The organism is Brevibacillus sp. HB2.2 (assembly GCF_013284275.1).
Taxonomy (GTDB): domain Bacteria; phylum Bacillota; class Bacilli; order Brevibacillales; family Brevibacillaceae; genus Brevibacillus; species Brevibacillus brevis_D.
Genome location: NZ_JABSUV010000004.1, coordinates 222,956 through 248,499, shown reverse-complemented (window position 1 = coordinate 248,499; position 25,544 = coordinate 222,956). Strand labels below are relative to the sequence as shown.

22 protein-coding genes and 1 pseudogene are annotated in these 25,544 nt (G+C 48.8%); 8 read left to right on the top strand and 15 right to left on the bottom strand.

The window, feature by feature from the left end:
* Nucleotides 1-241: 241 nt before the first annotated feature.
* The 5 genes from HP401_RS04810 to HP401_RS04790 form a co-directional block, all read right to left on the bottom strand.
* Nucleotides 242-631 (bottom strand): hypothetical protein, encoded by a 390-nt coding sequence (locus tag HP401_RS04810; protein WP_173604268.1) that lies wholly within the window; start codon nucleotides 629-631, stop codon nucleotides 242-244.
* Between the two features lie 17 nt (nucleotides 632-648).
* Nucleotides 649-981, bottom strand: coding sequence for a hypothetical protein (locus HP401_RS04805; protein WP_254457000.1), 333 nt, complete (start codon nucleotides 979-981; stop codon nucleotides 649-651).
* A 145-nt stretch (nucleotides 982-1,126) separates the two neighbouring features.
* Entirely contained in the window at nucleotides 1,127-2,503 is a 1,377-nt protein-coding gene (locus HP401_RS04800) for a ribonuclease H-like domain-containing protein (protein WP_173604267.1), read from the bottom strand.
* A complete protein-coding gene (locus HP401_RS04795) occupies nucleotides 2,493-4,775 on the bottom strand; it encodes a DEAD/DEAH box helicase (protein WP_047069536.1) in 2,283 nt (760 codons plus the stop codon). Before HP401_RS04795 ends, HP401_RS04800 begins: the two co-directional genes overlap by 11 nt.
* A 193-nt stretch (nucleotides 4,776-4,968) precedes the next feature.
* Nucleotides 4,969-5,556, bottom strand: coding sequence for a TetR/AcrR family transcriptional regulator (locus HP401_RS04790; RefSeq protein WP_173604266.1), 588 nt, complete (start codon nucleotides 5,554-5,556; stop codon nucleotides 4,969-4,971).
* Nucleotides 5,557-5,713: 157 nt separating this feature from the next.
* On the opposite strand from HP401_RS04790, the gene HP401_RS04785 reads away from it, so the two are divergent.
* Entirely contained in the window at nucleotides 5,714-6,277 is a 564-nt protein-coding gene (locus HP401_RS04785) for a hypothetical protein (protein WP_173604265.1), read from the top strand.
* Nucleotides 6,278-6,346: 69 nt separating this feature from the next.
* Here HP401_RS04785 and HP401_RS04780 read toward each other — a convergent pair whose 3' ends face one another.
* The gene (locus tag HP401_RS04780; protein WP_173604264.1) at nucleotides 6,347-7,108 is read right to left on the bottom strand and encodes a DUF4241 domain-containing protein; all 762 of its coding nucleotides are present in this window, start codon (nucleotides 7,106-7,108) and stop codon (nucleotides 6,347-6,349) included.
* 153 nt (nucleotides 7,109-7,261) lie between these two features.
* On the opposite strand from HP401_RS04780, the gene HP401_RS04775 reads away from it, so the two are divergent.
* Nucleotides 7,262-8,440 (top strand): oxalate decarboxylase family bicupin, encoded by a 1,179-nt coding sequence (locus tag HP401_RS04775; protein ID WP_173604263.1) that lies wholly within the window; start codon nucleotides 7,262-7,264, stop codon nucleotides 8,438-8,440.
* Between the two features lie 73 nt (nucleotides 8,441-8,513).
* Here the strand turns inward: HP401_RS04775 and HP401_RS04770 are convergent, their stop codons facing one another.
* The 5 genes from HP401_RS04770 to HP401_RS04750 all read right to left on the bottom strand — a co-directional run bounded on the left by HP401_RS04770 (nucleotide 8,514) and on the right by HP401_RS04750 (nucleotide 15,085).
* Entirely contained in the window at nucleotides 8,514-9,743 is a 1,230-nt protein-coding gene (locus tag HP401_RS04770) for an MFS transporter (protein WP_173604262.1), read from the bottom strand.
* A gap of 65 nt (nucleotides 9,744-9,808) precedes the next feature.
* Nucleotides 9,809-10,408 (bottom strand): TetR/AcrR family transcriptional regulator, encoded by a 600-nt coding sequence (locus HP401_RS04765; protein ID WP_173604261.1) that lies wholly within the window; start codon nucleotides 10,406-10,408, stop codon nucleotides 9,809-9,811.
* A gap of 350 nt (nucleotides 10,409-10,758) precedes the next feature.
* Nucleotides 10,759-12,000, bottom strand: coding sequence for a chromate transporter (locus tag HP401_RS04760; protein WP_173604260.1), 1,242 nt, complete (start codon nucleotides 11,998-12,000; stop codon nucleotides 10,759-10,761).
* Between the two features lie 217 nt (nucleotides 12,001-12,217).
* A complete protein-coding gene (locus HP401_RS04755) occupies nucleotides 12,218-14,017 on the bottom strand; it encodes a vWA domain-containing protein (RefSeq protein WP_173604259.1) in 1,800 nt (599 codons plus the stop codon).
* Between the two features lie 3 nt (nucleotides 14,018-14,020).
* Nucleotides 14,021-15,085, bottom strand: coding sequence for an AAA family ATPase (locus HP401_RS04750; protein WP_064202112.1), 1,065 nt, complete (start codon nucleotides 15,083-15,085; stop codon nucleotides 14,021-14,023).
* A 119-nt stretch (nucleotides 15,086-15,204) separates the two neighbouring features.
* On the opposite strand from HP401_RS04750, the pseudogene HP401_RS35775 reads away from it, so the two are divergent.
* Together HP401_RS35775 and HP401_RS04745 are read left to right on the top strand one after the other, a co-directional pair.
* Nucleotides 15,205-15,306 (top strand): annotated as a pseudogene (locus HP401_RS35775) (alpha-helical endospore appendage domain-containing protein); the annotation flags it as partial.
* 70 nt (nucleotides 15,307-15,376) lie between these two features.
* Entirely contained in the window at nucleotides 15,377-16,918 is a 1,542-nt protein-coding gene (locus HP401_RS04745) for a vWA domain-containing protein (RefSeq protein ID WP_173604258.1), read from the top strand.
* A gap of 9 nt (nucleotides 16,919-16,927) precedes the next feature.
* Here HP401_RS04745 and HP401_RS04740 read toward each other — a convergent pair whose 3' ends face one another.
* The gene (locus HP401_RS04740; protein WP_173604257.1) at nucleotides 16,928-17,539 is read right to left on the bottom strand and encodes a DedA family protein; all 612 of its coding nucleotides are present in this window, start codon (nucleotides 17,537-17,539) and stop codon (nucleotides 16,928-16,930) included.
* Between the two features lie 124 nt (nucleotides 17,540-17,663).
* On the opposite strand from HP401_RS04740, the gene HP401_RS04735 reads away from it, so the two are divergent.
* The 3 genes from HP401_RS04735 (at nucleotide 17,664) to HP401_RS04725 (ending at nucleotide 21,603) form a co-directional block, all read left to right on the top strand.
* A complete protein-coding gene (locus HP401_RS04735) occupies nucleotides 17,664-18,521 on the top strand; it encodes an AraC family transcriptional regulator (protein WP_173604256.1) in 858 nt (285 codons plus the stop codon).
* Between the two features lie 79 nt (nucleotides 18,522-18,600).
* On the top strand, nucleotides 18,601-20,085 hold the full coding sequence (locus HP401_RS04730) for an amidase (RefSeq protein WP_173604255.1): 1,485 nt from the start codon (nucleotides 18,601-18,603) through the stop codon (nucleotides 20,083-20,085).
* A gap of 93 nt (nucleotides 20,086-20,178) precedes the next feature.
* Complete coding sequence (locus HP401_RS04725; RefSeq protein WP_173604254.1) at nucleotides 20,179-21,603, top strand: DUF1254 domain-containing protein; 1,425 nt, start codon at nucleotides 20,179-20,181, stop codon at nucleotides 21,601-21,603.
* Nucleotides 21,604-21,659: 56 nt separating this feature from the next.
* Here HP401_RS04725 and HP401_RS04720 read toward each other — a convergent pair whose 3' ends face one another.
* The 3 genes from HP401_RS04720 to HP401_RS04710 are packed head-to-tail and all read right to left on the bottom strand — an operon-like array spanning nucleotide 21,660 to nucleotide 24,672.
* A complete protein-coding gene (locus HP401_RS04720; protein ID WP_173604275.1) occupies nucleotides 21,660-22,586 on the bottom strand; it encodes a glycine betaine ABC transporter substrate-binding protein in 927 nt (308 codons plus the stop codon).
* Between the two features lie 17 nt (nucleotides 22,587-22,603).
* Nucleotides 22,604-23,449 (bottom strand): ABC transporter permease, encoded by an 846-nt coding sequence (locus tag HP401_RS04715; RefSeq protein WP_016741276.1) that lies wholly within the window; start codon nucleotides 23,447-23,449, stop codon nucleotides 22,604-22,606.
* On the bottom strand, nucleotides 23,446-24,672 hold the full coding sequence (locus HP401_RS04710; protein ID WP_015893301.1) for a quaternary amine ABC transporter ATP-binding protein: 1,227 nt from the start codon (nucleotides 24,670-24,672) through the stop codon (nucleotides 23,446-23,448). The genes HP401_RS04715 and HP401_RS04710 overlap by 4 nt, the downstream gene beginning before the upstream one ends.
* Before the next feature lie 259 nt (nucleotides 24,673-24,931).
* On the opposite strand from HP401_RS04710, the gene HP401_RS04705 reads away from it, so the two are divergent.
* Nucleotides 24,932-25,480 carry a GbsR/MarR family transcriptional regulator gene (locus HP401_RS04705; RefSeq protein WP_064202104.1) on the top strand — a complete coding sequence of 183 codons (549 nt, stop codon included), beginning with the start codon at nucleotides 24,932-24,934 and terminating at the stop codon, nucleotides 25,478-25,480.
* The last annotated feature ends 64 nt before the right edge of the window (nucleotides 25,481-25,544 follow it).

Below are 25,544 nucleotides of genomic sequence, written 5' to 3'. Positions count from 1 at the left end.
CACTAGCACTTCAAAAGCGCTAGGTTCACAATATACCATGCATCATCATTTTGAGTCAACAGGTATTTTTTTAGGTGTTTTATTTTGTTCCGCTCTTTTTGAAAGGCGGATTTCTAATATAACATGATCTATTTAGTTCATCAAATGTAATAACTGGAAATAAGAGCACGTGTGGAGGATTAGGAAAAATAAATAATCACAACAGATATTCGCGACTATCCATTGTGATTGTGTAACTTCGTTAATAGACGTACTTGGACCCTAGCCCCCAATAGTCGTAATCATATTCTTTTGGGTGCTTGATCAGGTGCTTAGAACGTTTGACCCAGTTTTTCAGTTGTTCTGATTTAGCAGTTTTGGTTACATGATCTACTAACTCATATAAACTGACTATGTCTTCCGTTATTCCTGACCGAACGATATCCCCAGTAAAAACGTAGAGACTACTAAGAAAAAAAGAAGTGTGCGTGCATTTTTCATCGTCAATAAACGCACAAATCATCGGTATGTTCTCAAAACTGTTTACTGCCAGCTCCCAATCTTGCTCAGGGATCTTTTCATTACTGTATGCCCATGCTCTAATTTCCTCTGGACTTGGGTTCCAAGCATGTTGTAGGTCTTTGAAAATCATTTTTCATCCTCCCTTGTTCAGGGAGCTGCTTTTAATTTCAGCATGATTTGTTCTTGATGCTCTCCCTGTTCGTCTATCCATTTTAGATTCATTTTCAAATCTGAGAAGTAGTATTCGAGCTGCTCTTTCGGCGTATCTTTGCCAGGAAAATCGGGTGAGAGGAGATTCGGGTACTCCTGAAAAAGCAGTAGCTGCTGCTTTTCATTGATCTCTTCCAGATCAATTTGATTGAGGTTGCTAGCTCTACCCCCGTTGACTAAATCGGCTTCGGCATACAGCTTCGTTACTTGATTCATCATTATTCTTTGCCAAATAAAATGAGTAGGCAACTGTCGTGTGTTCACTCTCAATTGGCCTGATCTCCATGATCACGATCCAATTGTCACTCTCCCCCGTAAACGTATGCACCCAGTCATCATTAGTGGAGCAACCACCTAGAAGTAGAAACACCATCAGAAGCAAGACAATGTGCCTCATCTCAATCCCCCCAGATGGTTACTCATCCGCCCAATCCAAAAATCCGGACAACAAGCTCTCTTCTTCCGCTTCGTTTCCGCGAAGCTTCCCTTCCAACCGATCGATTCGCTTTTGATACGCCTCTGCGTCAGCCTTGGACCTGTTTCGCAACAGACTCCCGCGCTTCTTCCACTGCTCATACGCTTGCTTCGTATAATGCAAAGCCTTCTCCCAATCCTTCAACTGGTGTTCATACAGCTTGGCAGCCTCAATATACACCTCTTCCGGGACATATCCGGTGGACTGAATGCACGACTCCCAAACGGTTAGAGCTTTTTGCCAATCCTTTTGCTTTTTGTACAGATGACCGATGGCGAGCTTGGCCCGGTTACTCCACACATGCTCACTGTCTGCGACGAGGCGATAGCCTTCCATAGCGGCTTCCTGATCTCCAAGCGCGTCGTACCATCTGGCAATTTCGTAGCTTTCCTCGAAGGATACCGTTGCACTCCCTTGCCCTACCAATAGCCGTGTCATATGAATGTACATCGTGATCAGAGACAGGACATCCGTTTCGTTATGACGTAGCACGCCTTCGATGACATCAGGGTCTTGGGCATGCAAAAAGTCGAAATACCGCACCGGTGCCAAATAACCGGGCAAATCATCCTCGCGAAATACATCCAGCTTTTCCTGCTCGATGATTCCCAATCGGCACGATTCCAGCTCCGCCCTCCACAGTCTCCTCGCCCCGTGCAAAAGGTCAAAATGACCAAAGGTAGGCAAAGCAGGCACTTGATCGCGCACCAGTGTATGCCTCGTCCGCACCTGCGGCCAGTCAAAGGACTTTCCGTTAAAAGTCACCAGATGCGAGGACTTCTGTGCTTGCTCCAAAAACGATTGGTACAAGGTCACCTCTGCATGCGGGCCCGGGAGAAAATGCTGGCGCACCACGACATGCTCCCCCTCGAAACGACTGTACCCCAAAAGAAAAATCGCATTGCCTGCCCCGCCTGACAGCCCTGTCGTCTCCGTATCGAAAAACAGCAAGTCTTCTGGTCTCCTGCCCGCAGCGGACAGCGGATGCTCTCGACCAGCCGCTTCCCACATACGGATCGCCTCGTGCAGCTCGGAAAAGGTGTAAGCACCATGCTGCTGATCGATCGGATAGCGAACCTCACGAATCATGACGTACTCGTCATCCCAGATGTAGGGCGATGCCTGCATTTCCTTCCACTTGTCGGTAAAAGGTATCTGAAGCTCGGCATTGCTGTCCGCTGGTACAGCCGCCCTCGTCTCTTCCTCTTGCTCTTCCTTGCGAATGGGCGTTTCCGGTTCGACTGCTGGTGCTATCGCTTTGTCCGTTTCCAGCGAGAGATGTCCCTTCATCCGTTGCAACTTGGATTTAAGAGACATAAGTACTTCCCCCTTGAGCGATTCGCAGCAAGGTCATGGCTAGCCCCTTGCTGCCGTCATCTGTCGCTCCCACACAAGATGGACAGCCTGACTCACACGGGCAAGAGACAATCATCCGCTCTGCTTGGGTCAAAATCGTCTCCATTTCCTTATACACTTGCTCGCTCAAGCCGATGCCTCCCGGATAACGGTCGTACAAAAAAATCGTCGGCTCCTGAGAATGAACAGCCTTTCGCTGCGGTATCACGTGCAGGTCCATCGGGTCGCACATGACAAACAGCGGAGCAACGTGCTGCAACACATGCGCCAAACCGACCAGGCCACGCTCCACATCCTCAGTCCCGATCTCACCGAGCAACGCCTCGGAAAAGCCGATCCACGCCGCATTTGTATGCAGCTCCTCTTCCGGCAAATGAATCGGTCCCGAGCCGATGTTTTCATGCGTCTCGAACTTGATTTTCTTAAAGATCGTCGCCATCGCATTCACAGCCACCTCGCCATAAGCCAACGTGCTCTGCGCATGACGACGGGACTGATCCTGCTCCAAAACCTTCAGGGAAACAGCCAGATTGGCGTCCGTGTAATAATCGACCTGCACTTCCCGGACATACGCCTTCTTTTCCTCGTAGTCCAGCTTTTCCACCTGGAATTGCGTTCCCTGATGCAGGTAAATGGCCTCGTCATGCAAAAGTGTCATGGAGCTGAAACGGTCCATTTCCCCGATGACACGCTCATTTCCCCGTTCACTGATATCGATGATCACGACATTTTCCTGCGAAGCTGACCGCAGACTGATGTTGTGGGCCGGGAATGAATCGTTCATCCAGAACCATTTGCCCCGCGAGTAATGAAGCACCTGCTCCTCGGTCAAAAACTCCAGAATTTCCACGATTTCCGCACGTCCGAATGTATCTCCCTCACGGAACGGTAGCTCGTATGCAGCACATTTAAGATGGTCCACCAAAATAATCAGGTTATCAGGATTGATCCGCGCTGTCTCCGGACTGCGGTCGAAAAAGTACTCCGGATTGGCGATCACATACTGATCCAATGGCGTGGAGCTGCCGACCATAACAACGACGGATTCCCCCTGCCGTCTTCCTGCCCGTCCTGCCTGCTGCCATGTGCTTGCGACCGAGCCAGGATAGCCAGTAATGACACATGCCTGAAGCTGCCCGATGTCGACCCCAAGCTCCAGGGCATTGGTGCTGACCACGCCCATAATGTCGCCATTGCGCAAGCCGCGTTCGATCTCTCTGCGCTGGCTCGGCAAATAGCCGCCACGATACCCTTGGATCGTTTTTGGCCCAAGCTTGCGGCGAATCAGCTCCTGCAAATACGTGAGCAAAATCTCTACACGTACACGGCTTCTCGCAAACAGAATCGTCTGAATGCCATTGGTCAAAAACTGCTCAGTAATGTCCCTCGCCTCCAATGTGGCGCTGCGTCTAATATTGAGCTGCTTGTTAACCACGGGCGGGTTGTAGAAAAGGAAATGCTTGATGCCAGACGGAGCACCATTGTTGTTGACCAGCTCCACCTCTTCTTCTGTCAGGGCTTCCGCCAATTGCTTCGGGTTGGCGATGGTCGCTGATGTGCAAATAAATTGCGGGTGGCTCCCATAAAAAGCGCAAATACGCTTCAACCGCCGAATGACGTTGGCGACATGGCTGCCAAAAACGCCGCGATATGTATGCAGCTCGTCAATAACGATGTATTTGAGATGCTCGAAAAAAGACACCCACTTGGTGTGATGGGGCAAAATAGCGGAGTGCAGCATGTCTGGGTTGGTGATGACGATATTTCCTGCCTTGCGTACCATCTGCCGGATATTTGCAGGTGTATCACCATCATACGTTTCTGATTTGATGGAGAGTCCCATTTCCGTAATTAGCTCGTGCAGCTCGGACTTTTGATCCTGCGCCAAAGCCTTGGTGGGGAACAAGTAAAGAGCTCGTGCTTGTGTGTCTTCCGATAACGTCTGGAGGATCGGCAAATGATAACACATGCTTTTTCCGGAAGCCGTGGGCGTAACCGCAACGATGTGTTTACCTTCGCGTACATGGCGAAAAGACGTTTCTTGATGCGTGTATAAGGAGGGAATGCCTCTATTCGTTAGGGCATCTCGAATTCGTCCGTCCAGCTCACTTGGAAATGGAACGGACTTTGCTTCACGAGCAGGAATGACCCTCCAATGCGCAATGTTATCCCGAAATCGTTCGTCTGTTTTTATGTGATCCAATATGGCTGCGATATTTTTTTTCACATTCATTTTCGTCACCTTCTTGCTACCATTTTACGAATGGACGTTCGGCATGTAAACATGGAATAAAGATCCACATATGCTCAAGTCGAGTTTAAGGCAGTATTCCCACAATGTACGTGCCGACAAAAAAAGCAATCAGATCGACCTCTCCTTGATCCGATTGCTTTTTCTATGAAAATATTTGTATGTGTTACGTCCTTTAATGAAACAAGGATGCAAGATGATGCTCCAACACTTTCGTAATCCGCTCCCCATCGACACGCTGTGGTTCGAGATAGGCATGCAGCGCCAGACCGTCGATGACGGCATAGAGCTTCTCTGTTTCCATCTCTTTGTCTAGCCCTTTGCGTAATAGATTCATTTGATCAGCGGATTCTAACAGCTTGCGTACGCCGGCATAGATCCCGTCGTGCTGTGCATCAAAGCCTTCTTTCTTGTGTCGGAAGTACACCGTAAAAGCAAACCACACTTCCATTTCAACCATCTTTTCTTGATTCGTAGGGAGAAGCTCCAGAAAAATTTTCGTGACTCTCTCTTTTGGTGCCCATTCTTCATTGGCGGCGATTTCAGCAATTCGAGCTGTCGCCCTCTCTTTTACGAGCTGCATAGCATACATCAGCAGTTCATCCTGTGTTGCGAAGTAATGTCGCAAAGCACCTAATGAAATTCCTGCTTCTTTTGCAATGCCCCTTACCGTCGCCCCCTCCATTCCTTGCTCGACAATGACACGCCACGTTGCTTCTGCTATTTGTTCTCTTCTTTTCTCATGATCGATTATTTTTGGCATAGCTGTATTTTAACAAGGTTTGCAAAAGGCAAGCAACCCTCAACAATACAGTTGTATTATTTAAGGGCCGATGGTAAAATTCTTTTTGCTAGCACAGATGTATTATAAAAAAACTCCTCATGCAGGAGAAGAAACTTCCGAAAAGGGGACTTGTATAGTGAATTTTGTTGCATGGATGATTGTCGCATGCGAAATCGCATTTTGGGTGGTCATTGTACTTGGCCTTTTCACAAGGTATGTGCTCAAACAAAAAAAGGCCGGGCTTTTTCTTCTCGCCCTGACGCCTGTTGTTGATGTGGTTTTGCTCGTCGTCACGAGCGTGGATTTGTATCGCGGAGCTACCGCAACAATTCCGCATGCGCTTGCTGCCGTTTATATCGGGGTATCGCTTGCATTTGGGAAAAGCATGATTCAATGGGCGGATGAAAAATTTCAGCAATACGTCACGAAGCAAGGTACGCCTAAACCCAAGTTATACGGCATGGAGTATGCCAAATATTACGCCAAAAGCTGGTTTAGGCATCTCTTCTCCTATGTAATTGGGGCGGCTCTCTTAGCGGGGACCATCTACTTTATCGATGATGCAGAACGAACTGCCGCTTTATGGCAAATTCTCCGGCTATGGACTGTTGTTCTAGGGGTTGATCTGTTGTTTACAGCCAGCTATTTTCTTTTTCCAAAGAAAGATAAGCAAGGCACCGTTTCCAAAAAGGATTGGTAAGAGGCTTTCTTGCCCAAACAATGCCCATGAGTGATTCGTGTTACAAGAATCTCTCATGGGCTCCTTTATTTATGCATGATCCTCGTCTTCACTGTCATCCTCTCCAAATGCAAGCTCAATGCAAATAAATTGAATCACCAGTTGGCAGATTTGGCCGTCTTCATCTATCCCAAAATAGACAGGATAGGCTCCGTCTCCAAATCCCGTCTGAATCATCGGAATCGATAAATCGGTGCCTGGTATCCTCCAATTGATATAATCTCCAGCGCTTCTTTGATATTTTGGATGGTCTTTGTAACATTGTGCAAAAACATCTGCAAAATATCCATCGTAAATATTGCCGTCTGGATTCTCCTTTTTCCAGCTATCATAAAAATCCAGATAAGCATCTCTCGTTTTGACATCTACCACAGTAGCAAGGCCTGCATCTACGTTAAAGCCAAAATATTCACCTTCCTCTAGATTTTCGAGATTCTCGTCTCCGATGAGGGCTTCCGTAAATTTTTGGGGAGTTTTATCTGTGAACTCCACCTTAGCAGCTGCATAGCGATAATGGTCTTCTTCGACTGTTACCACACAAACGGTTAATGGGAAGGTTCCTGTAGGGACTTTCCGAAAATACGGGGCACTATTTCTCTCCAGATACGCAAGCGGATCACGAACGATGATGTCTCCAGTGGGGATCGTAATATCCCCCAAAGAAAGCAAGTTGATTGGTCTCCCACTGATCTCCGTTGATGTGAAGTAGGAGTGTAAATCAACTTGGGGCTCTAACATCCGTTTTTTTTGCTCATATCGTGCTAACCATTGCTCGTTTGGAATCTTATTCATCTTTATTCCCATCCTACTATTGTCAATTTGTCAATCACTTCTAAAATTATACAGAATCACCCATAGAAACGATAGAACGGCTTGGATGCATAACGGGCAAGTCGATGCATAGGCATGGTTAGTGGATGAAGTACGACAAGGAGGTTGCCCCGAATGAATCCGCCAGACAAAGGGAATCAAATTCCTCAACCGATGAGGAGAGACGGAACCGGATGGGTCGATCTCGGCCCACGGAATGTCATGCGTGATCGGCAAAATCCGAATATGCTCGTTCCTCCCGTCACAGATGCGGGCTTGCTGCCCAATCTAAAATTTTCCTTTTCAGATGCCTTCATGACGTTAAATCATGGTGGTTGGTCCAGGGAAGTCACCATTCGCGAGCTGCCAATCGCCACTACACTTGCGGGTGTAAACATGAGCCTGACGCCGGGCGGTGTGCGCGAGCTGCACTGGCATCAGCAGGCGGAATGGGCTTACATGCTACTCGGTCGTGCACGAATTACGTCCGTTGACCAACGCGGACGTAATTTTATCGCAGATATCGGCAAAGGCGATTTGTGGTATTTCCCTCCCGGCATCCCCCACTCGATTCAGGGACTTGAGGAAGGCTGCGAGTTTTTGCTCGTTTTCGACGATGGGCATTTTTCCGATCTGAATACGCTATCGATCTCCGATTGGTTTGCTCATACGCCAATAGATGTGCTTTCCGCGAATTTTGGTGTGCCTGAATCAGCCTTTGCCGACATTCCTTGCGAGCAAGTGTACATTTATCAAGACGAGGTTCCGGGTTCCATCGAAGCAGATGAAGTGGAATCCCCTTACGGAACCGTCCCCCTTCCCTTTACCCACCGTCTACTTGCGCAACGCCCACTGATCACACCTGGCGGCAGTGTGCGCATCGTCGATTCACGCAACTTTCCGATCTCCAAAGCAATCGCGGCAGCACTCGTAGAGCTACGTCCCGGTGCCATGAGAGAGCTACATTGGCATCCCAATAACGACGAGTGGCAATATTACATTTCGGGCCAAGCACGCATGACCGTTTTTACCGGAAATGGAAACGCTCGAACCTTTGACTACCAAGCAGGTGATGTCGGTTACGTTCCTTTTGCGACGGGGCATTATATCCAAAATACCGGGACGGAAACAGTGTGGTTTTTGGAAATGTTCAAGAGCGACCGCTTTGTCGATGTGTCGCTGAATCAATGGATGGCACTCACCCCGCATGAACTTGTCGCTTCCAACCTGTGTGTAGGTCCTGAATTACTGGATGCCCTGCGCAAGGATAAATGGCCAGTAGTCAAATATCCTGGATATGGCTATGTCCGGTGAATACAAAAAGGCCAGCCCCAATGGACTGGTCTTCTTGTACGTTGATTTGCGTTTGTTGGAGTGCCGTGTTTCCTCATCCATGAATGGATGCTTGACTGGAAGCCGTTTTGGCATCCTTCAGGTTGCGGTTTTTCACTCCTAATGATAAGACGAAACAAATAAGCAAAATCAGACACGCTAGCCCGTATGGATAGTTGATATCGATATCGAATAAAAAGCCAGCTACGATAGGACCTGCAATATTGCCAAGACTGGTAAAGGCTGAGTTAAGGCCAGCAACATACCCCTGTTGATCCTTTGCAAGCATCGACATTTGAGTACTGATGGCCGGTCGCAAAATATCGATCGCCAGAAATACGATAAAGGTAACGGCAAAAATCATCCAAAATCCGTGAACAAAAAGCGTCAGGATAATAAACAATCCAGCAAAGAGCAGGCAGATCGAAATGACCCTTTTCTCGCCAAAGTGATTCATGATCCAGCTAAAGGCAGTAAGCTGAACCACTGCGCCTGCTATTGACCCAAATGTAATGATAAACGCGATATCTTTCGGCCCAAATCCAAACTTGTGGTCGACAAACAATGAAAAGACCGTTTCAAAATTAGCCAGTCCGAAAGACATGACAAACACAATGATCAAACTGAAAAAATAAGGCTCTCGATAGGAGTACATTAACTGAGAGAGAAGACTGCTTCGTTGTTTTTCACTTGAAGAAGAGTCAGCTAATGATTCTTCCGTAGGTTTCGATTCTTTGAGGATCAACAACGTAATGCACGCAGCAATCAATCCCGCAATTCCTGCCGAATAAAAAGGGACGCGAATACCAAATTCCGCAATGTATCCTCCAATGCCTGGACCGATAATAAAACCGGTAGTAATGGCTGCCGTAATATATCCCATACCGGCCGCTCGTTCTTCATTCGTTGTAATATCTGCTGAGTACGCCATTACGGCCGGCATAATCAGTGCGGCACTAATCCCGCCTAACAACCTAGAAACAAACAGCAGGACTGGAGAATTCGCTATTCCAAACATCACTTCTGAAATAGCAAATACGACCAAGCCGATCACAATGATCTTTTTTCTTCCGAACGAATCGGCCCATCGCCCGGCAATGGGGGAACAAAGAAGCTGCGTCAGCGAAAAGGCTGCAACTAACAGACCGATAGTCCCCCCGGTAATTCCCAAACTCTCCATGTACTTTGGCATAATCGGTATAACAAGCCCGATCCCCGTAAAGACAAGGAAAATATTGAACATCAGAATCAATAAGGCTCCCTGATTTTTTAATAATAAAGCCATTTCCTATCCCTCCAATCCATTACCTAAATACTGAATATCCATTCTAGATAGTCGCGTAAAAAAAGCTAGCGGGACGGTTTGGCAATTCCAAATAAAAACACATCCATCGCTAACCGAAAAGTTGCCAGCGCTTCCTCTCGTTCCATTCGGCGCGAGTGTTGATTTAAACCAAACATCAGACTGTCCAAGATAATGGCGACTCCGGTTACATTCGTCATTTCAAATTCGCCGTTATCGATCCCCTTCTGGAGCAACTGTTGATTAAAGTCAATATAGCCTTGGATCATTTTGTTGATACGCTCCTCCACATCCGAAGGCTTCTCCAACATGTCGAAAAATTCATCAGCAGCCTTGGTCAGCGGGTGGTTCATAAAATCGGTCGCAAAATGTTCAGCCATTCCATACAATTTATCGATCGAGCTCGTATAGAGCTGTTCCTTGGCCAGCCATTCCTCTTCCCATTCGCTGTTCCAAGCTTCAATCAGATGTAAAAACAGCCCTTCCTTGCTCTTGAAATGATAATAAATGTTGCCGCCGCTGTATCCAGTAGCTTTCACGATATCTTCTATTGATGTAGCCTTGTAGCCTTTTTGCATAAATAAAATTCTGGACGCGTCCGCTATCTTCTTCTTGGTCTGCTCTGTTTGCTGCTTCTTTTTATTCAACGGTAATTCACCAACTTCCCATCTAACAATACTGAACTTTCATTCAGTATTATAAGCGTTACATACATAGTTGGCAAACCTTCTTTGGTTTGAGTCAACATAGTGGAAGAGAAGAAAAAGCACAGGTCTCTTCGACTCTGACACGCCAGCTGGGGGATTGCCTGTCCGTCTACACTCCCAAAAGGGGACCGTCGAGCCAAAGCCACCCTACGGGCGGAAGTTTCTCAAGGAAGAAGTGTTCGACGAGCGGGTCCCCTTTTGGAAGTTCCGACTGGGCAGGCGTTTTCAAGGTCTACGAGCTCTGTGCTTTTTCTTCTCACCAGCTTTATTGGTTCGTGAGACCTGTCAGTCTAAGAAAGCAATAGACCGTATAAAGCCCCCGTAACCACAACGAGCCATGGCGGCAGCTTCCAGTGCTCCAGCATGATAAACAAAATAGCCGCTACGATAAAATCCATCGGGGCAAGAATGGTACTTGTCCAAATCGGATCGTACAAGGCTGCGAGTAAAATACCGACGACTGCTGCATTCACACCTACCAGCAATCCCTGGATTTTGGAATTTCTCCTCAAGGCATTCCAAAACGGCAATGCGCCGATGACGAGTAAAAAGGCCGGTAGAAAAATGGCTAGAGTAGCCACTATCGCACCGACTCCTCCTGCAATCAATGCTCCCAAATAAGTAGCAAATGTAAACAATGGACCCGGTACTGCTTGTGTAGCCCCGTAGCCCGTCAGAAAAGCTTCTTGCGTTACCCAGCCTGTCGGGATTACCTCCCTTTCCAGCAAAGGCAATACGACATGACCTCCGCCAAAAACAAGTGAGCCTGTACGGTAAAAGCTCTCAAACAGCGCTAGCAAGGAAAAGCCCGTACTCTCTCGGAGGATGGGCAGCACAAGCAAAAGTCCGAAGAAAACGATCCAGCACGCAATGGCTAATGCACGACTGATCGGCACACGAAATTCAGGGAAATCCGAAACTTTTGGCTGCCGGAAGAAAAGCAATCCTGCTATTCCCGCTAGAATCATGACTGTGACCTGACTCCATGCAGAATGCCACAACAACGTGATGGCAGCAGCGGTGATCGCAATCGTCACCCGTGTTCGATCCGGGGCCAGCTTTTGTCCCATCCCCCATACGGCATGAGCGACAATCGCGACAGCTACTAATTTTAGACCGTGAATCCAAGAAGCACTGCCACTGTCTACTCCCTGTAACGTGAACGCAAATATCAGGAGCGCCAAGACTGACGGCAGAGTGAAGCCGAGCCATGCAGCAACCCCTCCCCACAATCCGGCTCGCATGATGCCAATTCCGATTCCCACCTGGCTGCTTGCGGGGCCAGGGAGGAACTGACAAAGCGCAACCAAGTCAGCGTAGCTTTGCTCATCCATCCATTTTCTACGTCGAATGTATTCGTTGTGAAAATAACCGAGATGCGCGATGGGACCTCCGAATGAGGTCACACCCAGCTTGGCAGAAACGAGCAGAACTTCCATCACAGACTTCCAACTACTTTTTTGTTGCCCTGCTTCTTCTCGAAGATTATTCTTCACTTCGCTGTACACCTCTCTTGCTTTCCGCTTCATCATACAAGCTATTTTATCGCTTTTCCTACCCTTTCCTTGTAAAAAGATCGTAAAAAAACCCCTATCGCGGCCTATTCATGGGGGAGCGACCGCGTTTTAGCGGAAAGTTTTTATGCGCTCCGAAAAGTTTAAATCTAGTCGAATTTGCAATGTGAAGCACTTAAACTTTCCTACACGTTGAAGAAGGCTCCGCATCGATACGGAGCCTTCTTCAACACTGCTATTCCATCCGAAATACCGGTCCTCGCGCCACGAACGGCAGGTTACTCCCCTTCGGCAGCATGATGGCATGACTACGAGTTACTTTGATCCGATCACATTCCCCATCGGTAATGATCAAAATCGGTCCGTCCTTCGGAAAATCAGTTGCTTTCTCCAGCATGTCAATGCCCGGCTGCAGAATCGTTCCTCCGCGTCCTTTTACTTTGACGCGACCTGCAATGTCCTCGGGAGAAAGGTAGCCCGCATCATACGCCTGCGCATCACAAAAGACCACGCGCGCATACGGAACATCTCGCGCTTCACTGTAGCTCGCAATTGCCCCCAATGCTTTTCCGAGCAGCTTGGTATCCATCGAGCCGGATGTATCGATCACGACGCCAAACGTGCGTGCCAGCCGATCCGTTTCCCGAAAGCTCCAGGCAGGACGGGCAATGTCGGGTGTAGAGGACTGTCTGCGGCTTGCCCTTGCATACGTGCGACTCTTTTCCAACGGCGGAAAATGCTCGTCGAACCAACGGGCAAGCTGAACATCCCATGGTATCGGCGGTTGCCCCAAGGCGCGAATCTCTTCTACCAAACCCGCAGGCAAAAGTCCTCGTCCCCGCTCCTGGTGGTAAATCAAGCCTTGCGACATCGCACTGCGATAGAAGTCATCCAGCGTCGTTCCCGGACCCTTTTCCCAAAAACGCGGATCGTTGCCATCCAGAATATCGCCCATGCCGATTCCTCGTAAAGTGTAAAGCTTGCGATACGTACGCATGTCCGTCACGATTCGATCATAGATGGCCTCTGCCGAAAGTCCCTTCAAGTCTGGGTCGTACAGTCCGCCAATTTGCGGAAAACGTCCGACACCGAGCTCCATCAGCCATTGATTGATCACATAATCGCAGCTAACATTCCAGTAATACGGGTCGCGCCCTTGGCAGCGCTCATGATGGCGAAGACCTGCGTGCAAGAGCTCGTGTGCTATCACGAATTTGCATTCCTCTTCATCCAAGCCAGCTGCAGGATTGATGAAGATTTCGTTGGCTGTTACATCTATGGCTGCCACCGAGATTTGCAGCCGCTGACAGATCTGTGAATTCTCGATAATCGTGAAATGACTCGCTAAGGAAGCCAGCAATGGATAATGATTGATGAACCAGCGTTTGGCCTTTTGTGCCTCGGACAGCTGGTTCTCTTCATTCCCGAGAGCATCGGAATAGCCGCCCGCTACGCTGACAGCACTTTGCACCGCTTGCGCCAGCCCTATCCCCAAGAGACGCTCCCACTTCACATCTCGGTTGTAGGTGTACCGAGCATATTTATCCGCGAGAAGCATATCTGCCTGTTTTTCCCCGCCCGTTCCAAACAGCTTCAAATGCTCCGGCACCCCATGCTCCACGAACCAGTCATACAGCTCTTCTTCGCTCTTTCCCGATTTATCCAGCTCAAAGGCCATTTCAGCAGGAGGCTTCCCCAGCTTCATGTCTCTTAAAAAACGCGTTATATAACAATCGCAAGCGATGTTCCACAAAATCGGCTGCTCTTTTTCCACAAAATGTCCGAAGCCTAAATGCAACAGTGCATGTGCGAGAACATAAATCCATTCCCCGACTTCCCCTCTGCGCTTCGGATGCGCATACAAGCTGCCTTCCCGGGTCACAACTACCCAACCGTTATCCGGACAAATACTTCGCTCGGAACGTATAAAGTGCGCTCGCGATGACAGTGGACCAAACATCGGGTGATGACTCAAAAAATGGACGGCCTGTTCGTAGTTTTGCGTCGCCGGGTCGTTTTGAACTCCTCTGGCCATTGGCTATTTGCCCTTCCTGTCCATGGCCAATCGCGGTAAATCACGAATGACCTCCACAACGAACCAGTCTGGCAATCCGTCGCCATCCTCGTGCCGCGCCACTACCATTTGCGCCATTTCCAGTGAAATGGAGGAGAGCTCCTTCAAGAGAGCTTTCGCTCGGTGTGCAAACCGTTTATGCTGTTCCCCCACGGAGACTTTATCCGCTGGCAGTTCTTTTTTGATCTGCGAACGGAAAGAATCCGCCAGAAAATACAGTACGTCTCGATCCTCTGGAGCCGTCGGGAAAGAAGCCTCTCCCTCCAAAATACGGTTGAGCTGGTATTTGCCCTGAATATTCTTGTGAAAAGCCCGAAATTGAGCCGCATGCTGGGGCGTCAAGCATCCGTAGGCCAGTACCCCCACCATCTCTGTCGTCAAGTTCTCACCGAATTCGTTCAGGGCATCAGAGAGCATGTGCCAGGAACGCGGAGTAGAAAACGGTTCCTCGCTCTTCGGTGGCTGCGACCACAGATAGTCCGGGCGCACCTCCAAAAATTGCAGCACGTAGGAATGGATGCCGTTGCTATACGCCCAATTCATCCATTGTTCATACGAAACTAGCAATTGCACATGGAACATCCGGTTGATCAGAGCAGACGACATCGGTTTGACAATCGCGCTATCCTGCGCGCGGTTACCTGCTCCAATCACAATGGACCCTTCTGGCAGATGGTAATCCCCGATTCTCCGCTCATGAATGAGACTGTAAAACGCCTTTTGCACTTCTTGCGAGCATGCATTCAATTCGTCAAGAAACAAGCAGTACGGCTCTTCTCGCGCAATTTGTGCAGGTGGGCAAAATCTGCTTTTCCCATCTACGATCTGCGGGACACCAATAATATCCTCAGGTGCCAGCTGACTACCCAATAACGATACGCAAGGGAGGCCCACCTGCTCGGCAAACGCCTCGACGAGAGACGACTTGCCGATACCTGGTGCGCCCCAAATAAATACGGGACGAGCTACTGCAACGTTTAGCAGCACATCCATCAGTTGATTTTGCGTTACTTGAATGGCTAGATTCATTTCATAACCTCTCTTGTTTGATTGATTTTTGCAGCAATCTACCTCTTTCCATGATGGATTTCCATTGACTAGAGCGACCGTCACACCACAAATATTTCCTAATATTACAAGAAGATTGAATAAGGAGCAAGAAAGAAAGGCAAGTCGCAAACTTGCTACTCGCATCCATCGCATTGGAAGAGCTTGGGTTAAGCCATATCATTAACGCAGAGGCGGACAAGCCTACTTCTCCTCCTTATGTAACATTCCTTTTTTTACCACGTCACATAGGCAAAGGGGGAATCACAAAAGATGAGAAAAATCATGAAAGCCAGTGGTATCACCCTATTGGTCACATCCTTGATCGGATGCAGCTCGAGCGAGCAGTTCGTATCAAGAAGCGAAAGTGGAAACAAACCATCAGCATCTGTTGAGCAAGGCCAAAACAATCAGGTAGCCTCCAGTCCAAGTCCTCCCAGCCAACTAGCTGATTACGCCCTGAAAAAATCGGGCGATCCTCTCCCCAATGACATGTACTTCAAAGATTACGGCACCAACCAATTTGTCTCTACGGCGAAGGACCGCCTGTCTACTTTTGCCGCAGATGTGGACACCGCCTCCTACACCATAATGCGCCATTTTATAAAAGACGGGAATCTCCCGCCAGCAGAGGCCGTTCGGGTGGAGGAATTCATCAACTTCTTCCCCACTTCGTATCCCGCGCCGACCAATCAGACATTTGCGATTCAGGCCGATAGTGGCCCCTCTCCGTTTCAAAAAAATCTTCAAATAGTTCGAATCGGGATCAAAGGAAAGGAATTAAGCCCAAAAGAGCGGAAGCCCGCTAATCTCGTCTTTGTCATTGATGTATCTGGCTCGATGAATCAGGAAAACCGATTAGAGCTGGTGAAAAAAAGCTTACGTGTTCTTGTCGATCAACTCCAACCTACAGATTCAGTAGGGATCGTCGTCTATGGATCAGAGGGACGCGTTCTTTTGCCCCCAACCTCTACCGAAGACAAACAGGCGATTTTATCAGCCATCGATGAACTGCAACCCGAAGGCTCCACCAATGCGGAACAAGGACTGGTGCTCGGTTATGAAATGGCGGCCCGTTCCTTCAAGCCTACTGCCATTAACAGGGTGATTTTATGCTCCGATGGCGTGGCCAATGTAGGAGAAACAGGGGCTGAGGGCATTTTGCGTTCGATCGAGGACTATGCGCGAAAAGACATTTACTTGAGCTCCTTTGGCTTCGGCATGGGTAATTATAATGATGTCATGATGGAGCAATTAGCGAATAAAGGAGAAGGCAGCTACGCCTACATCGATACGTTTTCCGAGGCACGCCGCATTTTTACGGAATCTTTGACAGGCACCCTCCAAACGATCGCTCGGGACGTAAAATTTCAGGTAGAATTCGACCCTAAGAAGGTAGACTCGTATCGCTTGATCGGTTATGAGAACCGCGATGTCCGCGACGAAGATTTTCGCAACGACAAGACAGATGCGGGCGAGATCGGAGCTGGCCATAGCGTGACCGCTCTTTATGAAGTGAAGCTAGCTTCCCCTGTCCATGCAGAGCTCGGGACGGTTCGGGTGCGCTATCATCATGCCTCTACCCAAAAAGTAGAGGAAATCTCTGAGCCCGTGAAGGTGCAAAGTACCTTGTCTCCTGATGTGACGTTCCTTGCTGCTGTAGCAGAATATGGGGAAATATTGCGAGAGAGTCCGTATGCCGAAAGAAGCTCCCTTGCCGATGTACTCAAACTGGCGGAAGCCACAGCCACTGGAGAGGAACAGTTAGAATTTGTCCGCTTGGTAAAAGATAGCATGGCGATCAAAAGGAACTAATGCTTGTTCCTATGCTTTGGTGTCACGCCTGTATCTCATCCAAATATAAACCATCATGCCAACCGCCGAACCGATTAGCAAAAATGTGATGCCATAATGACGTATATAAACGACGACCTTGAGCCACTCTTTCTCAAGCGCCCGTCCCAACAGTAAAAAAGTGACACTCCACAGGAATGCGCCGGCGTAAGCAAATAAAGCGAATCGTCGAAACCCCATTGTAGAGACTCCTGCCAAATAGGCGGTAATATGACGGACACCGGGCAAAAAATAGCCAATGAGCAACAGGTATGGACCGTACTTGGCAAACAGCTTTTGGGTTGACTCTATTTTTTTCGGCGTAATATGCAAGTACGGTCCAACCTTCATAAGCAACGGCAGCCCCCACTTCCACGCGATGGTATAGCTGACCGTAATCCCTACTGCCGCTCCCAAAAAAGCGCTCAGTATTGTAAACGGCATGTGCAAAACACCGCGAGAAACCGCATAACCGGCGTACGTCATCAGTACCTCATCGGGTATGGGGAGCCCCACAACACCAAGTGTGAGCGAAAAAAAGATGCCGACATATCCATATTTCATCAAAAAAAGATCCAAATGCTGCTCCACGGCTACCTCCAATAATGTTGTCCTACTTCATTGTATTCTCTCCCTATTCTTTGGCATTCTGGCTTTTTTACAAAAAAATCAGATCAAGGCATATGGTATCCTAAAAAAGATCTTATTTCCTTTTTCAGGTGACGTCATGAATTATATGGAGCAAATAACGTATGCCCTCTCGTTTATCGAGAAGCAGTTAACGGAAAAAGTCACTCTCGATGAAGTGGCATCAGCCGTCGGATATTCCAAGTACCATTTTCAACGCTTGTTTTTTCACGTGACAGGAGAAACGGTCGGTCAGTACATTTCGAAGAGGCGCTTGACCGAGGCAGCCAAAGCACTGTCGCTCGAACAAAAGAGCGTGACAGAAGTCGCCTTTACCTATGGCTTTGATTCCCACGAAGCCTTTACTCGCGCCTTTACCAAACGCTTTGGCCTGCCTCCTTCTGCTCTTCGCCGATCTGGTAAGATGCCGCGATACATGATGTTGGAGCGCATGGAGTTGCCGTATTTAGAAAATATTCAGCAACAGTCCATTGAGCCCTTCTATGTCCCTGCCGACGAAGCGCTGAACCTGGCAGGCTACTACTCCCCTAGTTTTTCGGTTCGTGATATTACCGGTTGCTGGAGCCGCTTGGGGAAACAAGTGGGGTGGCAGCCAACGCAAAAGCGTTATGGTATCCTTCGCTACCCAGATACATTTGGACTGGAGCTGAGCTTTACGTATTTCGCCAGTCTGCCCGCGTCGGAACATGCTGACATCGACAGTTTGGAAATGCTCACTTTGCCTGCATCAAGTTATCTTGTGTTCCCTCACAAAGGATCGGTGCAAAATCTAAAGCTGACGTATCAATACATATACGGGAGCTGGATGACACACGCATCCGAATCCGACCAGCTGTATGCCCGATACGATTTTGAATACTACGATCACCGCTTTCTCGGAAATGACCATCCTGATTCGCTTTGTTTCATTTATATACCCGTTCTAGCCCGAGAATAGTCGGGAACGTTTCGCATTTTCGATCAAGTTTTCCTCCTTTTCCTGTCGTACGCTGGATGTGTGAAAAGGAGTGAATCGAATGAATGAACTGACCTATTTGACAGCAACGGAGATGGGCACTTGGATTCGCGAGCGAAAAATAAGCGCCGAGGAAGCTACCCGGCATATCTTTAAACGAATCAACTCCCTCAATGGCAAAGTGAACGCCATCGTCGCCTATGATGAAAAAGGTGCGTTCGAAGCCGCCAAACAAGCAGATAAAGAAATAGGGGAAGGCATCTATCGCGGGCCTCTTCACGGGGTACCCATTACAATCAAAGACTCTTTTGCCACAGCAGGACTCGCCACTACTTCTGGTTTCCCACCTCTCAAAGGCTACATTCCCCAACACGACTCAGCAATCGTTAGCAGACTGAAGCAGGCCGGAGCCATCATCCTGGGCAAAACGAATGTCCCTCCTCTTCTGATGGACATGCAAACAGACAATGATATTTACGGTAGGACGAATAATCCATGGAATCTGGATAGAACAACAGGCGGAAGCAGCGGAGGATCGGCAGCCGCAGTTGCTGCCGGGCTTTCCTATTTGGATATCGGCAGTGACATTGGCGGTTCGTTGCGTGTTCCGGCTCATTTCTGTGGCGTACTTAGCATGAAGCCAACAGAGGGAGCCGTTCCATCAAGAGGACACATGCCCGGTTTTGAAGGAACCGCTGATTACACTTCCTCACGTCATCTTGCTTGCTATGGCCCCGTCGCTCGATCGATCGAGGATCTGAAAGTGGCCTTTTCCATCATTAGCGGTGGAAACGGCAACGCTGGCCTGCCTCATGGACCACAAGTGTTGCCGCCTCCCCTCAAGGAACAGCCCCTGCACATTCGCTGGATGGAGGAGCTGCCCGGCTACCCGACGAGTCGAGCTATCCGCAATCAGTTGCGTCGCTTTGTCAAAGTGCTGGAGCAACAAGGTATGCATGTAGAACAAGTCACGGCACCACCTTTGGATGTACGCAAAGCATGGGAAACATGGGGGAAAATGATCGACGCGGAGTTAAACTCTACGACACCTACCCTTATGAGGGGATTGGCTCATCTCCTGAATATGCCGATCTATCGCCAGCTTCCCACGGCTACCATGCTCATCCCACTGACGTTCAAAAACTACATGCGTGTCTTAACCATTCGGGAGCAGCTCATTCGCAGCTTCGAGCAATTTATGGCCGACTGTGACTTGTTTTTGTGTCCGGTTAGTTGCACAACAGCTTTTCCACATATGGAAAAATCGAAAATGTGGGGCTACAAGCCGCTTTACACCAAACCGCTGTACGTAGACGAGAACCCGCAAAACTACTGGGCCGCTACAACTTTTTATACGAATCTGTTTAATGTAACCGGAAGTCCGGTCGTAACGATGCCGATTGGTTTTGATGAGCAAGGTCTCCCTATTGGCATACAGTGTGTGGGCAAGCGATGGCGTGATAGGGAATTGCTACAGAGAGCATCGACATTGTATGCGACCTGTCCAGAATGGCGAGCGCCTGCCATTTCTGTGGAGCCGCATTAAGAATAAAATATTCCAGTCAATCTGCATAAAGCCCCTTTCTTGTGAAGAAAACTACCAGTGCGAATCCCATTTCTGGTAATGAGGAGGGGCTTTATGCTTCCGTTATTATTGAAAAAGCGCCTGACACTGATCGTTTCCATGCTTTGCATGACGCTTCACCTGTCCGGCCTGTCCTTTGCAAAAGAGACAACAAACGCTCCAGCTGTTCAACAGTCCCATCTCCTCCAATCGAAGACGTTTCTTCAATCACAAGAAAGGCTTGCCTATTCGCTTGGCATTCAAGCATACATCTACGGCTATCCGTTAGTGATGTCCGCCAAAACGATGGAAGCCATGGTCAAAAATCGGGCGCCGATCAACCAGTTTTACTATGCGGACACACTCGCTTCCCCAACTTATCGGGATATCGTGACGCCGAACTCCGATACATTGTATATGAGCGCATGGCTGGATTTGTCGGAAACACCCGTCCGCTTGACTGTCCCCGCCAATCCGCAAAACCGCTATTATACCGTGCAAATGCTGGATGCGTACACAAATACGTTTCGCAATGTCTCCAATCGTTCCACCAAGCAGCAGGCCGGACAATATATCATTGCAAGCCCACAATGGAAAGGGCCTACCCCAGCCCATATCCCTGTGATCTATGCCCCTACGAATACCGTCTGGCTCATTGGTCGTGTCGAGGTAAAGGGTGAGGCTGATTTGCCGCAGGCTGTCTCGTTTGAAAAACAAATCGCGATTGCCCCTGTCCACCCAAAATTGCAGACGGCACATGTTCCCGAAGCGCTTCCCCCTGATGTGTTGTCGTCCCTTTCTTTTTTCCAAGTGATGACGAAATGGATCCAGAGCAATCCTCCCCCCGAATGTGATCGCGTCTTACTCGATCAGTTCGCACAAGTCGGGATCGATGTCCAAGAAGGATTTGATCCTTCCGCGCTCGGTCCAGCCAAACTTGCGGGCCTACAGCGTGCTTTACAGGATGCTCCGTCCATCGTACAAAATGGCTTTCCCGGCTACGCCACCTTCCGTAATGGCTGGGGCTCCTTTTCCCCCATCGGCACGTACGGAAACCAGTTTCTCGCTCGTTCCTTTATCGCGTATTCTGGTATTGGGGCCAATGTGCCGAGCGAGGAAGCTTATTATCGCGCATTGACAGATGGCTCCGGAAAACCACTTACGGGAGCCAAAAGCTACACGTTGCATTTTACAAAGGAACAGCTTCCCAAGACGTCTGCTTTCTGGTCGATCAACGTCTATGACAACCAGTTGTTTTTAGCCAAAACAGCGGCTGATCGCGCATCGGTTCGCAGCAATACAGGAACGCTTGCGTACAATCCCGATGGCTCCCTCGATCTGTATTTGCAACAGCAACCGCCCAAAGGCAAAGAAGGAAACTGGCTGCCACTCCCTGAGAGTGAGTTCAATCTCGTTTTGCGGGTATTCGCACCAGAGCCTGCAACGCTGGACAATCAGCACGATTGGCCCGCTGTTATGGAAAGCAACCCATTACCGTAACACAAACGCAAAAAGGCACCGCCCCATCGTGAGCGGTGCCTTCTGTATTGAGTCTGTTACTTCTTCAAATCTTCAATGGAGTTAATCTCCATGTAGGCTGGAACAGCCAAGCCCAGCTTGGTACCTTGCAGGTTTGGACCGAGATCCTCTACGTCTTTCCCCAGCTTTTCCATGTAGTCTGCGTGCGTCGTTGGCAGCCAAGCTGCTACCATTCCATCCACATCGCCGTTCGATACACCGACCCACATTGGTCCTGCTTCTACTTGGCTAAGCTCCACTTTGTATTTCAGCTTTTGCTCTAGGACCGTCTTCACCACATTCGTGCTGGCGATCTCCGAATCCCACGCGACATAGGCGAGCATCAATTTTTTGCCTTCTGCTGGCTGGATGCCTTCTACCCACTTGTTGACGGTAGCCTCATTATTTTTCACCCATTCGGCTGCTGCCTCTTCCGGCTTTTTGCCACTTTCGATATCGAGCATCACTTTTTCCATGTCCGCAGGTGTCCACGAAAACTTGTCGAGGAATGCATACGCACTTGGTTGCTCCTCCTTCAGTCCTTTGCGCACGATGGTATGAATTTGCTCATCCTTCCCGAAAGTGCCTTTCGGATCATCGAGGTATTTCATTTGGAATTTAGAGAACATCCAGTGAGGTGTCCAGCCAGTCACGATAATTGGCTTTTTGTCTTTGTAGGCTTGCGTCAGAGCTGCTGTCATCGCTGCACTGGAGCCCTCCACCAGTTCCCAATCTTTCAGATCGTAGTCTTTCATGGCTTTTTCCGCCGCTTTCATCAGACCAGCGCCAGGATCGATTCCGATAATTTTATGATCCACTTGTGCTCCAACGCTATTCGGTGCAGACGTACCCGCATTGCCCTCGGCAGGCTGATTTCCCTGCGGAGTTCCCGCGTTTGAACATCCTGCCATTACCATACTGAGTCCGAGTGCGACTGCCAGCCCTTTCAAGGCGCCTTTTTTCATTTTCATGAAAACCCCTCCTACGCGTTTTTTCTCTTTCCAACACTTTGCGTGAGACGATCCAGCAGAATCGCCAAAATTACGATGGCCAGACCCGCCTCAAAACCTTCACCGATCTTGATCTGTGTTACGGCACGATACACGTCCGCTCCCAAGCCTTTCGCTCCAATCATGGAGGCAATCACGACCATGGACAGGGCGAGCATAATGCTCTGGTTAATCCCGGCCATCATTGTCGTCTTGGCAATCGGCAGCTGTACCTTCGTCAGTTTTTGCCAGTAGGTAGAACCGAACGCTTCAGAAGCCTCGATCAGATCAGCAGGAACTTGACGAATTCCCAGGTTGGTCAGACGAATCGTCGGTGGCATCGCAAAAATGACAGAAGCGATAACCCCTGGTACTTTACCGAGTCCAAAGAAAAAGATTGCAGGAATCAAGTACACAAACGCCGGCATCGTCTGCATAAAATCAAGCAGCGGTGTGACGACCTTTTGCACAGAATCATTCTTCGCGCACCAGATACCGACGGGAATCCCGATAATCACCGAGATCAGTCCTGCCGTCAATACCAGCGCAAGTGTTTCCATTGAGTGCTCCCAATAACCCAAATTCTGAATCAGAAGAAGTCCAATGAAGGTAAAAAGAGCAATTGCCACTTTGCCAGCACGGTACGCCAGCAGCGTGAACAAAATGATCAGGGCCCAAAACGGGATTCCTGTTAGAATCCACGAAAACAAGTCAACGGTTCCACCGATTCCAGCTGATAGGAAGTCGAACAAGAAACCCAAATTCTTTTCCAGTCCATCTACAATCGTTTCTACCCAACTGTCGAGCGGCAGCTTCGGAAAAAATTGATTTTGACTCATGATGGATTCACCTGCCCCTCTTCAATCGTTGACTCTGGAACTTGTTGATTTACTTTTCCTGCCAATCCGCCCAGGACGGCTCCTTTTACAATCACGCCCAATAGACGATTTTGTTCCCCGATAACCGCCACAGGAATATCTGAAAACGCAACAAGGTCAAACATCTCATTGAGAAGTGTCTGCGGTCCGACAGTCGGTACCTCTGTTCGCAGCACGGATTCCAGCGACTGTCCTGCTTCCTTGGCTCCGTTTACCGCGTCTGCCGTCAGCACACCCAGTAATGTTTTTCGTTTGTCTACTACGTACAGACTTGATACACCGCGCTCACGCATCATTTGGAGTGCGACTCGAGGCCCTCTGTCCAGTGTGATCGTCTCTGCTCGCTTCATGACTTTTTCCGCGGACAACACCTTGGAACGATCCACATCCTCTACGAAGCGTTCTACGTATTCGTTTGCTGGATTGGTCATGATTTCTTCCGGCGAGCCGATCTGCACGATCGCACCGTCTTTCATCAGAGCGATTCGATCCCCGATCTTCAATGCTTCGTCCAGGTCATGCGTAATGAAAATAATGGTCTTCTGCATGGTGCTCTGCAGTTCCAATAGCTCATCCTGCATGTCCTTGCGAATCAACGGGTCCAAGGCACTGAACGCCTCATCCATCAACAGCACATCGGGTTCATTCGCGAGAGCACGGGCCAGCCCCACACGCTGCTGCATCCCGCCACTCAACTGATCCGGATAGCTTGCTTCCCAACCGCCGAGTCCGACAAGTGTGAGTGACTTTTTCGCTTTTGCCTCACGCTCGGCCTTTGGCATCCCTTGAATCTCCAGACCGTACTCCGCATTTTCAAGTACTGTCCTGTGAGGGAACAAGGCGAACTTTTGAAATACCATCCCCAGCTTCTTTCTTCTTACTTCCTGTAACTGCTCAGTGTTCATACTGACGATATCCGTACCGTCAATCAGGATCTTGCCTTCTGTAGGTTCAATCAACCGGTTCAATAATCGAACCAAAGTCGACTTCCCGCTTCCCGAAAGCCCCATGATGACGAAAATTTCGCCTGCATGCACCTCAAAACTCGCTTGATTCACCCCAAGGGTAAGACCCGTTTCCTTCAAGATTTCTTGCTTGGTCTTCCCCTGCTTCACCTGGGACAATGCGCGTTGGGGTTGGCGTCCAAAGATTTTGGTCAAATTCTCTACTTTGATCTTGGGCATATGGTCACCTCCAACTATTACGCCCGGCATCCGGACTGTTCTTTACCCTTACAATTGTAACCAGCCATTTTTTTTACCTCAAACTGGGTGAGGCATGATAATCCGTCATTTTCAGCGTTCAGAAAAAACTTTACGTACTTTACTTCCTGTATTCTCAGTTTATCGCGTATATACTGTACAATATCTCCATTTACTTTTTGCAGTTGGAGACGTACAATTCTAGTCAGGTTACTATGATAGAGGAGCTGCTTTTTTCAAAATGGATACCAATCAGGAAAAAATCCTCGAAAAAGCTCAGGAACGCGTGATTGAAACGCTGGCTCGCAACATGGATCTGTATGGAATCACCATGTCAACGGGACTGCTGTATGGCACATTGCTCTTTCAGGACAAATCAATGACACTCGATGAGATGGGCGAAGCACTGGGCATGAGCAAAACCAGCATGAGCACTGGCGTCCGCACATTGATGGACTTAAATATGGTAGAAAAGATATGGAAAAAAGGGACACGGAAGGATCATTACGAGGTCAATCTGGATTGGTACCAGAACTTCATTGACCTCTTTTCCGTGAAGTGGCGTCACGCCTGTGAACATAATGCACACGCCTTGAAAAAGTCGCTCCTTGAGCTTCGCGCGCTCCAGCAATCCGAAGAGCTTTCCGAAGAAATCAGCGAGCGTGTGGACCTCAGTATCAAGCGCATTGAAAATGGGTTGGAGTATTATCTGTGGCTGTCCCGTTTGATCGACTCCTTCGAATCACATGATATCTTTCAGTTTGTACCGAAAAAGGAAAATGAATCATAAGAAGTACACAATCGAAAAAGACTCGTTCCTTACAATTGGAACGAGTCTTTTTGTGGTACAATTA

Excerpts from the sequence above, each read along its gene's own strand:
- HP401_RS04780 (WP_173604264.1), bottom strand. The coding sequence starts at position 7,108 with ATGAATAAGATTCCAAACGAGCAATGGTTAGCACGATATGAGCAAAAA.
- HP401_RS04775 (WP_173604263.1), top strand. The coding sequence starts at position 7,262 with ATGAATCCGCCAGACAAAGGGAATCAAATTCCTCAACCGATGAGGAGA.
- HP401_RS04735 (WP_173604256.1), top strand. The coding sequence starts at position 17,664 with ATGAATTATATGGAGCAAATAACGTATGCCCTCTCGTTTATCGAGAAG.
- HP401_RS04810 (WP_173604268.1), bottom strand. The coding sequence starts at position 631 with ATGATTTTCAAAGACCTACAACATGCTTGGAACCCAAGTCCAGAGGAA.
- HP401_RS04730 (WP_173604255.1), top strand. The coding sequence starts at position 18,601 with ATGAATGAACTGACCTATTTGACAGCAACGGAGATGGGCACTTGGATT.
- HP401_RS04745 (WP_173604258.1), top strand. The coding sequence starts at position 15,377 with ATGAGAAAAATCATGAAAGCCAGTGGTATCACCCTATTGGTCACATCC.
- HP401_RS04710 (WP_015893301.1), bottom strand. The coding sequence starts at position 24,672 with ATGCCCAAGATCAAAGTAGAGAATTTGACCAAAATCTTTGGACGCCAA.
- HP401_RS04770 (WP_173604262.1), bottom strand. The coding sequence starts at position 9,743 with ATGGCTTTATTATTAAAAAATCAGGGAGCCTTATTGATTCTGATGTTC.
- HP401_RS04755 (WP_173604259.1), bottom strand. The coding sequence starts at position 14,017 with ATGGCCAGAGGAGTTCAAAACGACCCGGCGACGCAAAACTACGAACAG.
- HP401_RS04795 (WP_047069536.1), bottom strand. The coding sequence starts at position 4,775 with ATGAATGTGAAAAAAAATATCGCAGCCATATTGGATCACATAAAAACA.
- HP401_RS04790 (WP_173604266.1), bottom strand. The coding sequence starts at position 5,556 with ATGCCAAAAATAATCGATCATGAGAAAAGAAGAGAACAAATAGCAGAA.
- HP401_RS04725 (WP_173604254.1), top strand. The coding sequence starts at position 20,179 with ATGCTTCCGTTATTATTGAAAAAGCGCCTGACACTGATCGTTTCCATG.
- HP401_RS04720 (WP_173604275.1), bottom strand. The coding sequence starts at position 22,586 with ATGAAAAAAGGCGCCTTGAAAGGGCTGGCAGTCGCACTCGGACTCAGT.
- HP401_RS04750 (WP_064202112.1), bottom strand. The coding sequence starts at position 15,085 with ATGAATCTAGCCATTCAAGTAACGCAAAATCAACTGATGGATGTGCTG.
- HP401_RS04705 (WP_064202104.1), top strand. The coding sequence starts at position 24,932 with ATGGATACCAATCAGGAAAAAATCCTCGAAAAAGCTCAGGAACGCGTG.
- HP401_RS04800 (WP_173604267.1), bottom strand. The coding sequence starts at position 2,503 with ATGTCTCTTAAATCCAAGTTGCAACGGATGAAGGGACATCTCTCGCTG.
- HP401_RS04715 (WP_016741276.1), bottom strand. The coding sequence starts at position 23,449 with ATGAGTCAAAATCAATTTTTTCCGAAGCTGCCGCTCGACAGTTGGGTA.
- HP401_RS04760 (WP_173604260.1), bottom strand. The coding sequence starts at position 12,000 with ATGATGAAGCGGAAAGCAAGAGAGGTGTACAGCGAAGTGAAGAATAAT.